Source organism: Pseudomonas sp. P4_B3 (assembly GCF_056402295.1).
Genome location: NZ_JBFUHR010000032.1, coordinates 1 through 12,913 on the forward strand (window position 1 = coordinate 1; position 12,913 = coordinate 12,913).

11 protein-coding genes are annotated in these 12,913 nt (G+C 59.9%); 7 read left to right on the forward strand and 4 right to left on the reverse strand.

Annotated elements, in window-relative coordinates; all coding sequences use genetic code 11:
* From AC1DWG_RS27940 to AC1DWG_RS27960, 5 genes are all read left to right on the forward strand, one after another.
* Positions 1 to 1,172: calcium-binding protein (locus AC1DWG_RS27940; protein WP_477788649.1), on the forward strand; the 1,172-nt coding region annotated here is incomplete at its 5' end.
* A gap of 50 nt (positions 1,173 to 1,222) precedes the next feature.
* Positions 1,223 to 1,933 (forward strand): hypothetical protein, encoded by a 711-nt coding sequence (locus AC1DWG_RS27945; RefSeq protein ID WP_477754903.1) that lies wholly within the window; start codon positions 1,223 to 1,225, stop codon positions 1,931 to 1,933.
* Positions 1,934 to 2,541: 608 nt separating this feature from the next.
* Entirely contained in the window at positions 2,542 to 3,189 is a 648-nt protein-coding gene (locus tag AC1DWG_RS27950; protein ID WP_477788650.1) for a hypothetical protein, read from the forward strand.
* 250 nt (positions 3,190 to 3,439) lie between these two features.
* The gene (locus tag AC1DWG_RS27955) at positions 3,440 to 5,479 is read left to right on the forward strand and encodes a 2,4-dienoyl-CoA reductase FMN-binding domain-containing protein (RefSeq protein ID WP_477788651.1); all 2,040 of its coding nucleotides are present in this window, start codon (positions 3,440 to 3,442) and stop codon (positions 5,477 to 5,479) included.
* Positions 5,480 to 5,550: 71 nt separating this feature from the next.
* Positions 5,551 to 6,477: a 1-aminocyclopropane-1-carboxylate deaminase/D-cysteine desulfhydrase gene (locus tag AC1DWG_RS27960; protein WP_477788652.1), complete on the forward strand. Its 927-nt coding sequence runs from the start codon at positions 5,551 to 5,553 to the stop codon at positions 6,475 to 6,477.
* Positions 6,478 to 6,534: 57 nt separating this feature from the next.
* Here AC1DWG_RS27960 and AC1DWG_RS27965 read toward each other — a convergent pair whose 3' ends face one another.
* From AC1DWG_RS27965 to AC1DWG_RS27975, 3 genes are all read right to left on the reverse strand, one after another.
* The gene (locus tag AC1DWG_RS27965; RefSeq protein WP_477764610.1) at positions 6,535 to 7,095 is read right to left on the reverse strand and encodes a cytochrome b; all 561 of its coding nucleotides are present in this window, start codon (positions 7,093 to 7,095) and stop codon (positions 6,535 to 6,537) included.
* A 262-nt stretch (positions 7,096 to 7,357) separates the two neighbouring features.
* Positions 7,358 to 8,185, reverse strand: coding sequence for a phosphonoacetaldehyde hydrolase (phnX, locus tag AC1DWG_RS27970; RefSeq protein WP_477764609.1), 828 nt, complete (start codon positions 8,183 to 8,185; stop codon positions 7,358 to 7,360).
* A gap of 165 nt (positions 8,186 to 8,350) precedes the next feature.
* Positions 8,351 to 9,460 carry a 2-aminoethylphosphonate--pyruvate transaminase gene (locus tag AC1DWG_RS27975; protein ID WP_477788653.1) on the reverse strand — a complete coding sequence of 370 codons (1,110 nt, stop codon included), beginning with the start codon at positions 9,458 to 9,460 and terminating at the stop codon, positions 8,351 to 8,353.
* 109 nt (positions 9,461 to 9,569) lie between these two features.
* Here AC1DWG_RS27975 and AC1DWG_RS27980 point away from each other — a divergent pair, with 109 nt between their 5' ends.
* Positions 9,570 to 10,430, forward strand: a complete 861-nt coding sequence (locus AC1DWG_RS27980; protein WP_477764607.1) for a LysR substrate-binding domain-containing protein — start codon at positions 9,570 to 9,572, stop codon at positions 10,428 to 10,430.
* A 10-nt stretch (positions 10,431 to 10,440) separates the two neighbouring features.
* On the opposite strand, the gene AC1DWG_RS27985 is transcribed toward AC1DWG_RS27980, so the two are convergent.
* Entirely contained in the window at positions 10,441 to 11,313 is an 873-nt protein-coding gene (locus AC1DWG_RS27985) for a LysR family transcriptional regulator (RefSeq protein ID WP_477764606.1), read from the reverse strand.
* A 268-nt stretch (positions 11,314 to 11,581) separates the two neighbouring features.
* Here AC1DWG_RS27985 and AC1DWG_RS27990 point away from each other — a divergent pair, with 268 nt between their 5' ends.
* Positions 11,582 to 12,907, forward strand: a complete 1,326-nt coding sequence (locus tag AC1DWG_RS27990) for an MFS transporter (RefSeq protein ID WP_477764605.1) — start codon at positions 11,582 to 11,584, stop codon at positions 12,905 to 12,907.
* Positions 12,908 to 12,913 lie beyond the last annotated feature (6 nt).

Sequence of the window (12,913 nt, forward strand, 5' to 3'; positions counted from 1 at the left end):
ACACGGTCTGGACCTCGCTCTCGGGCTACACCCTGAGTGCCAACGTCGAAAATCTGTTTTTCGGCGGCAGCGGCGACTTTGCGGGCAGCGGTAACGCGCTCGACAACATACTCGTGGGCGGTGCGGGTAACGACGTCCTGATCGGTGGCGCAGGTGCCGACACGATGGCCGGCGGTGTCGGCAACGATGTCTACGAAGTCACCGACCTTGGGGACGTGGTGAGCGAGCTCGCCGGTGCCGGCAGCGACACGGTCTGGACCTCGCTCGCAAGCTACACCCTGGGCGCCAACGTCGAGAATCTGTTTTTCGGCGGCAGCGGCAACTTCGCGGGCACCGGTAACGTGCTCGGCAATACGATCGCGGGCGGTGCGGGTAACGACGTCATCATCGGTGGCGCAGGTGCCGACACGATGGCCGGCGGTGCTGGCAGCGATATCTACGAAGCCACCGACCTTGGGGACGTGGTGATCGAGCTCGCCGGTGCCGGCAGCGACACGGTCTGGACCTCGCTCGCGAACTACAGCCTGGGTGCCAACGTCGAAAATCTGTTTTTCGGCGGCAGCGGCAACTTTGCGGGCTCCGGCAACGTGCTCGACAACACACTCGTGGGCGGTGCTGGTAACGACCTCCTCATCGGTGGCGCAGGTGCCGACACGATGGCCGGCGGTGCTGGCAACGATATCTACGAAGTCACCGACCTTGGGGACGTGGTAGGCGAGAACGCCGGTGGCGGCAACGACACGGTCTGGACCTCGCTCGCGAGCTACACCCTGGGTGCCAACGTCGAAAATCTGTTTTTCGGCGGCAGCGGCAACTTCGCGGGCACCGGCAACGTGCTCGGCAATAATATCGTGGGTGGTGCGGGTAACGACGTTCTCACCGGCGGTGGCGGTAACGACGTGATGAGTGGCGGCGTCGCCGGCAACGATACGTTCGTGTTTGCTGCCGCGGGTTTCGGCAACGATACGATCCTGAACTTCGGAGCCAATCCGGCCGGGCAGGACTTGCTCAATATCACGGCGCTGGGGATCAACAGCGCGACGTTCGCTGCCAACGTGACCATAACGGCTAACGGGGCGGACACGGTGGTAGGGATCGGGGCGGACACCATTCACCTTGTTGGTGTCAACAGCGCGGCCGTCGATCAGACGGACTTCATTCTGGCCACTTGAGGTCCTGGTCAGTACTGTCGCAAGGAGCGTGGACAGCGGAGGGGAGGGCAATGGATGCCCTCCCTTTCTCCTTCCATTCAATTGTCCACTGGCTATCGGGATGCCAGCAGCGTACTGGAACTCATCAAGGCAAGTTGGAACCGAACTGCGAAATCAAAGAAACAATGGAAAAAGGAAACCCGGCCTTGAACATTTCAGCCATCTGCCTCTTGAGCAGCCTATTGGTTGCGGTCGCGGCTTCTGCTACCGGGATCACTTCGGTCTTCGACCTGGGCTTCACCAGGTCAGCCACAGAAACGCTGAAAAAACTGGACATCAACGACGCTTTTATTATCGCCGTCTCAAGTCCTGCAGCGTTTACCTTCTGCCGCAAAGGTTCGTCAACGCTCTGGAAGTATCAGGTGTTGGATCTAGAGCAACAGGCGGCGATCCAGATTGGCCAAAAGCGGTCTTCGACGGACTATCAACTAATTACCGTTGCGCATGTCAATAGCATTGCCTGCGAACAGGATCACCTTGCACCATTGGTTAAACCGCCTGTCAGGCGTGGACTTGTCCTCGGCCTGATCACCCTGTTTCTGTTGGTCGGCCTCCGATATACCTACCGGGCAATCATGGATTGCCGTTATGACCAAACCGGGTTTTCCAAGCCCGGCTTACAGCGCTTGAGCGAATCCCGGTTACCGCACAATTCGACAGTCATGGCGTTGGCCGCATGGGGTATAGCGGCAGCCACGGCATTTGTTTACTTCGGGTTTTGAGCATGAGCGCAGAGACTTGATTTACACCCTTATTGTTTAAGTTAATCCTGCGTTGCCATCTGCCTGAAAGGGTGGCCGAATCAGGGTGGAATTCGCAATCGGAGTTTGCTCTGGATGAGAGTCGCTCGCTATTGCGCGCGTTGTCGGATGTATAACAACTAGCGGATCCAATATGCAGTTGTAAAACTGCATGTAATCAAGCAGGCCAGTTGTGGTGGGGCATAGCGCGAAAGTTGGCTCATTACTGTCGCTTCAGGCGCACTTGCGCTACGCACCGCTTGTCGGTGGTTTGTTCGAAAAGTGAACATTGGAGCGTCTGTGGCCTCTGATTCTCAAGCACGTCAGCCATGACCTGCCCCCGCAATCGCAAAAAAGAAGTGGAAGTTGGATCTCAAATGCAGTGAGTGCAAATTGGGGTTTTTTATCTGAAGTTCAGGGAGGTGAAAAAAAGCCGTTCATTGATTTGCCGAGCGAATCAATGAGGTTAACAGTGCCGGGTTCATGACTTGGCTTATCTTTTAGAAGTAAGGTCGCACAGGATATTTGAATAAGTAAAAAATCCTGTCAGGTAGTCGATCTGTACTGTCGAATAAGGTGGAGAAAATACCGTGGCGATAAATACCATTATGAGTCTGCTGGAAAATAAGGAATTCATGGAGTTTTTGCGTCTGGGCGTTATTTACGTTCATTTGGTGGCGTGTTGTGTGGCCATCGGTTTGGTGCTGACCAGTGATGTTGCGATGGTTAGAGATCTTTTAAAGCGGAAAGTATTTACTGAGCATGATAATGCTCACATGGAAAGTCTTCAAAAGTCTGTCATCGTTGCACTAATAGCTCTGTGGGTAACGGGTGTCGCTGTCGTCGGTATTGATTACCTGGGTAAAGGTGTCGAATACTTCATGAATCCAAAGCTTCAAGCCAAAGTCATTATTGTCGCGTTGTTGAGTTACAACGGCGTCTTGTTGCATCGCCTGGTACTGCCGGCACTGCAAAAGGCAGGCTCCCTGCTCAATCTCGGATTCAGTGCACGGATGCTGGCGTTGGCCTGCGGTTCGTTGTCGGCAGTGTCCTGGATGTATGCCGCCATGCTGGGTGTCGGACGTCCTTTGGCCTGGAAGTATTCCCTTTCCGAACTGTTGATGGCTTATCCGGTACTGATTGCGCTGGGGTTCCTGACGATGCTGGTGTTGACCCAGCGAGCGAAACAACAGGACGACTACGTTGCGCCTGCGCGGACGGTAGCAAGCGCATGCTAAGCCGGTTCCGCGCGTAAATCTTGCGGGCTTGTCCAGAGTCCGAAAGGTAGCGACCTTCCTGGAGCAGGTTTCAACCCGGACCTGCACCGGAAGGTCGTTTTGGTTTTGAGTTGTAGCTGCTCACTTCGATCATTAAGTTGTCAGTTACGGTCATTGAGCGACAGCGTCTCGACTCTTAGTCTGTCGAACATGACTGATGGGGGCCGTAGAGCTTCCGCACTTTCCGTGATCGCTCGATGTGGAGTTACCGATGACCGCCGCTCAATACCCGCACCTGTTGGCTCCGCTGGACCTGGGTTTCACCACGCTGCGCAACCGCACCCTGATGGGGTCGATGCACACTGGCCTTGAAGAGAAACCGGGTGGCTTCGAGCGCATGGCGGCGTACTTTGCCGAGCGTGCCCGTGGTGGTGTCGGCCTGATGGTCACCGGCGGTATCGGCCCGAACGACGAGGGTGGCGTGTATTCCGGTGCGGCCAAGCTGACGACCGAAGAAGAGGCGCTCAAGCACCGTATCGTCACCCGTGCCGTGCATGATGCGGGCGGCAAGATCTGCATGCAGATCCTCCATGCCGGTCGTTATGCCTACAGCCCGAAACAGGTTGCACCTAGTGCGATCCAGGCGCCGATCAACCCGTTCAAGCCCAAGGAGCTGGACGAGGAAGGCATCGAGAAGCAGATCAGCGATTTCGTCACCTGCTCGGTACTGGCGCAAACCGCCGAGTACGACGGTGTGGAAATCATGGGCTCGGAGGGTTATTTCATTAACCAGTTCCTCGCCGCCCACACCAACCACCGCACCGACCGCTGGGGCGGCAGCTACGAAAATCGTATGCGCCTGCCGGTGGAAATCGTGCGTCGCGTGCGCGAAGCGGTAGGCCCGAACTTCATCATCATTTTCCGCCTGTCGATGCTCGACCTGGTCGAAGGCGGCAGCACCTGGGAAGAAATCGTGCAGTTGGCCAAGGCCATCGAGCAGGCCGGCGCGACCATCATCAACACCGGTATCGGCTGGCACGAAGCGCGGATTCCGACCATCGCCACCAAAGTGCCACGCGCGGCCTTCAGCAAGGTCACGGCCAAGCTGCGTGGTTCGGTCACTATTCCGCTGATCACCACCAACCGTATCAACACCCCGCAAGTGGCCGAGCAGATCCTGGCCGAAGGCGATGCCGACATGGTGTCCATGGCGCGGCCGTTCCTCGCCGACCCGGATTTCGTCAACAAGGCCGCTGAAGGTCGCGCCGATGAGATCAACACTTGCATCGGTTGCAACCAGGCCTGCCTCGATCACACCTTCGGCGGCAAGCTGACCAGCTGCCTGGTCAACCCGCGTGCCTGTCACGAAACCGAACTCAATTACCTGCCCGTGCAGCAACTGAAGAAAATCGCTGTGGTCGGTGCCGGCCCGGCTGGTTTGTCTGCCGCGACCGTGGCCGCCGAGCGTGGCCATCAGGTGACGCTGTTCGATTCGGCCAGCGAAATCGGCGGTCAGTTCAACATCGCTAAGCGCGTTCCGGGCAAGGAAGAGTTCTTTGAGACCATTCGCTACTTCAACCGCAAGTTGCAGACCACCAACGTCGAGGTGTGCCTGAACACCCGCGTCGACGTGGCCGGGCTGGTCGAGGGCGGCTATGACGAGATCATTCTGGCCACCGGCATTGCGCCGCGCCTGCCGGCCATTGCGGGGGTGGAAAACGCCAAGGTGCTGAGCTACCTGGACGTGATCCTGGAGCGCAAACCGGTCGGCAAGCGCGTCGCGGTGATTGGTGCCGGTGGTATCGGTTTCGACGTCTCCGAGTTCCTTGTGCATGAAGGCGTCGCCACCAGTCAGGATCGCTCCGCGTTCTGGAAGGAGTGGGGCATCGATACGCACCTTGAAGCGCGCGGCGGTGTCGCTGGTATAAAGGCCGCGCCCCATGCCCCGGCCCGCGAGGTGTTCCTGCTGCAACGCAAGAAATCCAAGGTCGGCGACGGCTTGGGCAAGACCACCGGCTGGATTCATCGCACCGGCCTGAAGAACAAACAGGTGCAGATGCTCAACAGCGTCGAATACCTGAAGATCGACGACGAAGGCCTGCACATCCGCATCGGCGAAACCGGCGAGCCGCAGGTGCTGCCAGTGGACAACATCGTGATCTGCGCCGGGCAGGATCCACTACGTGAGTTGCATGACGGTCTGGTGGCGGCGGGGCAGAGCGTGCACCTGATCGGTGGCGCGGATGTTGCGGCAGAGCTGGATGCCAAGCGGGCGATCAATCAGGGTTCGCGGTTGGCGGCGCAGTTGTAATCCACGTCCGACAAGCTCACTCGCCACAAAGGTGCTGCTAAGATGCCGGATCACTCCAATGATCCGGCATCATGCTTTCTCCTCCTGACAACTGGCTTCCTCAAGTCCCCCTCGACCCCCTTCACCTCGACTGGCTCACTCACGCCGGCATCGAAGTGGCGATCCTGCGCCTGGACCAGATCGACCCGCTGATCAGCGGCAACAAATGGTTCAAGCTCATCGAGCACCTGAAGACCGCCGAGCGCCTCGGTGCCGAAGGCATCATCAGTCTCGGTGGCGCGCACTCCAATCACCTCCACGCGTTAGCGGCGGCAGGCAAACGTTTCGGCTTTTCCACCGTCGGCCTGCTGCGCGGGCATCCTCAGGAAACCCCGACGGTCAAAGACTTGCAGGCGTTCGGCATGCAGTTGCACTGGCTGGGTTACGCAGGCTATCGAGCGCGGCATGACGCGGGTTTCTGGCAACCCTGGCAAACCCGCTATCCGACGTTGTATCCGGTGCCTGAAGGGGGAGGTGGTTTGCCTGGCGCCCTGGGTTGCATGCAACTGCGGGCCAGCGTTTGCGCGCAACTGGAGGGCTTGGGCTGGAGCGATTACGACGGCTGGTGGCTGGCCTGCGGAACCGGCACGACCCTGGCCGGCCTGGTGCTGGGCGAAGCGGGGGATCATCCGGTGTACGGTGCCCTGGCGGTGCCTGGTGACCACGGGGTGGCTCAGCAGGTCGAGAGGATGGTGCAGGAATCGGGTGTGGTCGATGCGGTGTATGAGCTGTTCGAGGCCAGTCGCGGCGGGTTCGCCAAGGTTGATCCACTGCTGCTCGACTTTATCGAACAGACAGAGCAGGTAGGAAATATTCCACTGGAGCCGCTGTATACCGGCAAGGCACTGCTGGCACTCAAGCACCAAGTCGAAGCGGGCCGATTCGCCCAAGGTACGCGACTGATCTTCATCCACACCGGCGGCTTGCAGGGGCGGCGGGGATTGAGCTCAAAAAGCTGAGCGGCGCTGCGATCCAGTGTGGGAGCAAGCCCGCTCCCACATTGGAATTCATTGGTCTCAGGTATCGCGGTTTACCCGCTTGGGCATCATCCGCAGCAAGGTGTTATCGCCCACCACATAGTGGTGATACAACCCGGCCACGGCATGCAGGCCGATCAGCCAATAGCCGATAGTGCCGCCGAGCTCATGCCAGCCCTGGAGTTGTTTGGCCAGGTCCTTGTTTTCTGCTATCAGCATCGGCAGGTCGAAACCGTAAAACATCACCTGATTGCCTTTGGCGCTGGTGACCAGCCACCCGAGAATCGGCGTGACGATCATGAAAATGTACAGCGCCCAGTGCATCAGCCTGGCCAGCGTCGTTTGCCAGTGTGGCGAGGCCGGGAAGATCTGCGGCGCCGGGCCGAGACTGCGCGCGAACAATCGCACCCAGACCAGAACGAATACGGTCAGGCCGAGCAGGAAGTGTGATTCGACGATCAGCGTGCGCCCGCCACTGCCCTTGGGAAAGATCCCGCGAAACTCGATACAGGCGTAAACCAGCACCAACAGGACCAGCATCAACCAATGCAGCGCGATCGATACGGTGCTGTAGCGCGATTCGGAGTTTTGCCACGGCATACGGTATTCCTCAGAGGTCCGGTTTAAAGCCACCGCTCTTGTCCGACGGTGTGCGTTAACTGTAATCCTGTTTCACCGGGTTTGCCTGAGGCGATTGGTCGCTGGATGCGCAGGTTCGGGTAATAGGCAGAAAAACACATTCCCCTGTAGGAGCGAGCTTGCTCGCGAAGGTCGCCAACGATGACGCACACCCACTGGGTAACCGCGGCATACTTGAGACCATCGCGAGCAAGCTCGCTCCTACAGGGGGAGTTGCGATTTCTTAGCTCGATTGCGGCATTTCTCCATTGGCCAGACGCTTGTTGATGTCGGCGATCACTTCCGGCAGATCAGTGATGGTGTCGATCATGTAGTGCGGGCGCGAACCTTCGAACATTGCGTGGATGCGCTTGCGCTCGCTGTCCAGTTGGTCGCTGCCCAGCGCGCGATAACCTTCGTAGTCCAGGCCCAGGGCGTTGCCCGAGCAGATCAGCGCCACGGTCCACATGCCGGCGCGGCGACCTTCGAGAATGCCCGGCACCGTGTCATCGATCTTCACGCACGCGGCGACATCGTCGATGCCCAGGGCGATGACGTTGGCCAGTGCCTGGGCGGGCCATGGGCGGCCATTCGGGACTTCGTCGGTGGCGACCACGTGATCGGCGACGTAGCCGTTGGTGGCAGCCAGTTCGACTACTTTGTCCATGACCTGTTTCGGGTAGCCGGAGCAGGAGCCGATCTTGATCCCTTGCTGGCGCAGGTTGGCGATGGTCTCCAGCGCCCCCGGAATCAGCGCCGAGTGTTCGGCGATTTTTTCGATCTGCAGCGGCATGAAGCGTTGGTAGACGGCGGTCACGTCATCGTCGGTCGGCGTGCGGCCGAACACTTTGCGATAACGCTCGGCGACTTCCGGCAGATCGCACAGGGTGCGGATGTGATCCCACTTGCCCATGCCCATCGGGCCACGGGCCTCTTCGATGGACACCTGGACGTCGAACTCGGCGAAGGCCTCGACGAAAATCTGCGTCGGGGCGAAGGAGCCGAAGTCGACCACGGTGCCGGCCCAGTCGAGGATGGCGGCTTGCAGTTTGGTTGGGTTGGAGTAGTTCATGGTGATCTGAGTCCTGTAATAACTGGCTATTGGAGAGCAGCTTTACTGTAGGAGCGACGGTGCGGCGATCCGACTTGCTCGCGATGGTCTTTCATTCAACATGTGAGTCGACTGACCGGGCCTCTTCGCGAGCAAGCTCGCTCCTACAGGGGAATGTGGTGAGGTTTAGATCTCTAACACTTCCATCTCGCGCAACACTTCAGCAATCGCCGCCACGGCTTCGCGCATTTCGGCTGGCTGGACATGGCCGATGCAGCCGACGCGGAAGGTTTCGACCTGGGTCAGTTTGCCGGGATAGAGGATGTAGCCCTTGGCCTTGACCCGTTCGTAGAACTCTTTGAACTGGTAGCGAGGATCTTTCGGGGCATGAAAGGTGGCGATGATCGGCGCCTGAATAGCCGCCGGCAGGAAGCTGCGCAGCCCCAGTTTGCCCATCTCTTCCATCAACACCTGGCAGTTGGCGGCATAGCGTTCGTGCCGGGCCGGCAAGCCACCTTCTTCGTTGTATTGCAGCAGGGCTTCGTGCAGTGCGGCGACCACATGGGTCGGCGGGGTGAAGCGCCACTGGCCGGTCTTGGCCATGTAGGCGTGCTGGTCCTGCAGGTCCATGGCCAGCGAATGCGAGTTACCGGTGGCGTTGGCCAGGGATTCTTTGCGAGCGAAGACAAAACCCATGCCTGGCACGCCCTCCAGGCATTTGCCCGAGGCGGCGATCAGTGCGTCGAACGGCACTTGCTGCGCATCCACCGGCAGGGCACCGAAGGAACTCATGGCGTCGATGATCAGGTGCTTGCCGTGTTCTGCGACGACCTGGGCGATCTGCGGCAGTGGATTGAGGATGCCGGTGCTGGTTTCGCAGTGAATCAGGGCGACGTGGGTGATGCCGGTGTCGGCACGCAGCAGGCGGTCGACGTCGGCGGCGGTGGTCGGCTCGTCTTCGGCGGTTTCGAAGGTACTGTAGGCGCGGCCGAGCACATCACAGATTTTCGCCAGGCGTTTACCGTAGGCGCCGTTGATCAATACCAGAATCTTGCCGTCCCGAGGCACCAGCGTGCCGATCGCTGCCTCGACCGCGAAGGTGCCACTGCCTTGCAGGGGCACGCAGTGGTGAGTGGCGGCGCCGTTGATGATTGCCAGCAGTTGCTCGCAGAGGCTGGCGGTCAATTGATTGAAACGGTCATCCCATGAACCCCAGTCGATCATCATCGCCTGACGGGTGCGGGCCGACGTGGTCAACGGGCCGGGGGTGAGCAGGATGGGTTCGGCAGTACTCATTCTCGTGTCCTCGCAATCGATGGGATGAAGCTACGGGACCTAAATTGCAATTTGCCGTGTTATCAATCAAATTGTTTATTGTTATGCCAGCCATCAGTGAGGGTTATTCATGAACCTGTTTCAGCTGCGCGCATTCGATGCCGTGGCGCGGGAAGGCAGCTTTACCCGGGCGGCGGCGCGGCTGTTCATCAGCCAGCCGGCGGTTACCGGGCACATCAAGGCCCTGGAGGAGCACTACCAGATCACCTTGCTGCGCCGCACCGCCCGCCGAGTGGAACTGACGGAGGAGGGCACCAAACTGGCGGCCATCACCCGGGCGATGTTCGGCCTGGCCGAAGAGGCGCAGGTGATGCTCGAAGCCAACCGGCAATTGCTGACCGGGCGTCTGGAGGTGGCGGCGGACGGTCCGCACATGGTCATGCCGATGCTCGCCAGCCTGCGGGCGCGCTATCCGGGGATCACGGTGAACCTGCGCCTGGGCAACGCCCAGGAAACCCTGGCGGCGCTGCTGTCCGAACATGCCGACGTGGCGGTACTGACCGAGGTCGAGCCGCGCAAGGGCTTGCATCTGCAGGCGCTGAACGAATCACGGATTTGCGCGCTGGTGCCCGCCGGGCATCCTTGGGCGCAGAAGGCCAAAGGCGTGCAGCTCAAGGAACTGGATCAGGTGATCATGGTGCTGCGCGAACCGGGTTCGATTACCCGGCGCACCTTCGATGAGGCTTGCGCCCAGGCCAGGGTCAATCCGCGGGTGCTGCTGGAACTGGACAGCCGCGAAGCGGTGACTGAAGCGGTGGCCGCCGAACTGGGGGTGGGGGTGGTGTCGTCGGTGGAGGTCAGCCACGACCCGCGGGTGGCGGCGGTGCCGATTATTGGCGAGGGGCTGGTGAATCGGCACATGATCGGGTGCATGGAGCGGCGACGGGATTTGCGCTTGATTCAGGCGTTTTTCGGGTTGGCGCCAGCGTAAGGTGATGGGGTCAGTTCAGACTCTCGCGCACCATCTCAAGAAACGTCGCCACCACCCGCCGCGAGCTCTGCTCGCGCAGGCAAACCAGTGTTTCAGTCAGCCGTCGTTCGCAATCGGTAATCGGCAGTGCACAAACCCTGGAGTCGGCGCCAAACTCGGCAGCCGACACCACGCCCACCCCGATCCCGACCACCACCGCTTCCCGCGCCGCCTCCCGGCCTTCGACCTGAATCGCCGGGCGAATGCGGAACCCGGCGCGTTGCATTTCTTCTTCCAGGGTCTGCCGGGTCACCGAACCGATTTCCCGCAACACCAGCGGCGTGTCGTCGAGGTCCGCGAGGGTGATGGATTCGCGATCCGCCCACGGATGATTGCGCGACACGAACGCCACCATCGGGTCGTTACGCAGGGACAGGGAGATCAGGCGTTCATCGCTGACGTCACGGCCCAGTAACGCCAGGTCGGCCTGATAGTTGAACAGTCGAAACAGCGACTCATCGGTGTTGCCGGTTTCGATCTTCACGCTGATCCCGGGGTAGCGTTCGCAGAAGCGGGCAATCTGCGGCAGCACATGCACCGGTGCATCCACCGCCAGAATCAGGCTGCCGGTCTGCAAGGCCTGGGAATCCTGCAACAGCTCCTGCGCTTGCGCCTCAATCACAAAAAGCCGCTGGGTAACGCTCAGCAGGCGCTCGCCCAGATCGGTCAGGCGCACCGAGCGCTTGTTGCGGTGAAACAGCAAGACGCCGTAGCGCTCTTCGAGTTTGCGCACCTGGTCGGAAATCGCCGGCTGCGTCAGAAAAAGCCGCTCGGCGGCTTTGGTAAAGCTTCCATGGACCGCCACGGCATGGAAGGCTTTGAGCTGGGCGTGGGACACCGACATGGAAATCTCCAGTAACAAGCTGAGCTTATTTTTGAAATACGATAAATCGATTTCACTTATTAATCAGTAATTGTTTTTATCCACCTCAGCCCCGCTGACGGGTCAGTCGAACAGCAGCGGGAGCCATGAGCCTGGGCGTGCAAAAACAGGACTCATCTGACCGGTATCCGCCGTAGGGACAGGGCGATATCGCAGTGCTCAACAATAAAAAAACAGGCGTTTTCTTCCAATTCTGCCGGCACACTCACACCCTGAGGTCAGAACCACAATGAACAAGCACATCGGCACCATCAAGCGTTGGCGCATGCAGATCTTCGCGATCACCTGGCTCGCCTACGCCGCTTTCTACTTCACCCGCAAAGCCTTCTCGGTGGCCAAGCTCGGCATCGCCGAAGACCCGACCTTCATGCTCGACAAAATGGCCATGGCCAACCTCGACGCCATCTACTTGACGGCCTACGCCGTCGGCCAATTCACCTGGGGCATCCTTGCCGACCGCTTCGGGCCGCGGGTGGTGGTGCTGGGCGGGTTGCTGATTTCCGCCTGTGCGGCGCTGGTGATGGGCAACTTTGCAACGTTACCGATTTTCGCTACCTGCATGCTGATCCAAGGGCTGGCGCAGTCCACCGGTTGGTCGGGGCTGTGCAAGAATCTCGGCAGCTTCTTTCCCTCGGAGCAACGCGGGCGGGTACTGGGCCTGTGGAGTTCCTGCTACGCCTTTGGCGGTCTCGTGGCGTCGCCGTTTGCCGGTTGGTGGGCGTATACGCTCATCGGCACCTGGCATGCGGCGTTTGTTTCCAGTGCGGCGGTGGTTGGGCTGGTCGCCGTGCTGTTTTTTATTTTTCAACGTAACAAACCGGAGGACGTCGGCTTGCCGGCGGTGGAGCCGGAACCTGAGCTGACCGCCGAACAAGCTGACGCGCAAAGCAAAATCAGCATGTGGGAGCCTTTGAAGGAAATCCTGCGCAACCGCACGGTGCTGGTGCTCGGGCTGGCGTACTTCATGCTCAAACCGGCGCGCTACGCGATTCTGCTGTGGGGGCCGGTGATCGTTTTCGAACAGATGCCTTCGGTGGGTAAGGTCGGTGCAGCAATCATTCCGACCTCGTTCGAGCTGGCCGGATTGCTCGGACCGATCATGATCGGCCTGGCCTCGGACAAACTGTTCGGCGCCCGACGCATGCCGGCTTGCGTACTCAGCCTGTTGGCGCTGACCGTGTCTTTGGCACTGTTCATGGGCGCCTTGCATACCGGTAGCGTGGTCCTGGTGGTGGCGTTGCTGTTCGTCATGGGCCTGACCCTCTACGGACCGGACTCGATGATCAGCGGCGCGGCGGCCATCGATTTCGGTACTGCCAAGGCCGGCGCCACAGCAGCCGGTTTCGTTAACGGCTGCGGCTCGGTCGGGGCGATTCTCGGTGGCCTGCTGCCTGGCTACTTCGACACCGTTACCGTGTTCATTGTCTTCGCCGGCTGCGCCATGTTCTCGGCGCTGGTGCTGATCCCGCACTGGAACAGCCGCCCGGGCGGCCTGAAAACCAACTACCCGTTCGTGCCCAATCGGACGATGACCATCAAACCCCTGCGCACCTGAATCCTG

What these genes read in the sequence shown, in the direction of transcription:
- AC1DWG_RS27945 (WP_477754903.1), top strand. Translation starts at nt 1,223, where the DNA reads ATGGATGCCCTCCCTTTCTCCTTCCATTCAATTGTCCACTGGCTATCG.
- AC1DWG_RS27955 (WP_477788651.1), top strand. Translation starts at nt 3,440, where the DNA reads ATGACCGCCGCTCAATACCCGCACCTGTTGGCTCCGCTGGACCTGGGT.
- AC1DWG_RS27960 (WP_477788652.1), top strand. Translation starts at nt 5,551, where the DNA reads ATGCTTTCTCCTCCTGACAACTGGCTTCCTCAAGTCCCCCTCGACCCC.
- AC1DWG_RS27965 (WP_477764610.1), bottom strand. Translation starts at nt 7,095, where the DNA reads ATGCCGTGGCAAAACTCCGAATCGCGCTACAGCACCGTATCGATCGCG.
- phnX (WP_477764609.1), bottom strand. Translation starts at nt 8,185, where the DNA reads ATGAACTACTCCAACCCAACCAAACTGCAAGCCGCCATCCTCGACTGG.
- AC1DWG_RS27975 (WP_477788653.1), bottom strand. Translation starts at nt 9,460, where the DNA reads ATGAGTACTGCCGAACCCATCCTGCTCACCCCCGGCCCGTTGACCACG.
- AC1DWG_RS27980 (WP_477764607.1), top strand. Translation starts at nt 9,570, where the DNA reads ATGAACCTGTTTCAGCTGCGCGCATTCGATGCCGTGGCGCGGGAAGGC.
- AC1DWG_RS27985 (WP_477764606.1), bottom strand. Translation starts at nt 11,313, where the DNA reads ATGTCGGTGTCCCACGCCCAGCTCAAAGCCTTCCATGCCGTGGCGGTC.
- AC1DWG_RS27990 (WP_477764605.1), top strand. Translation starts at nt 11,582, where the DNA reads ATGAACAAGCACATCGGCACCATCAAGCGTTGGCGCATGCAGATCTTC.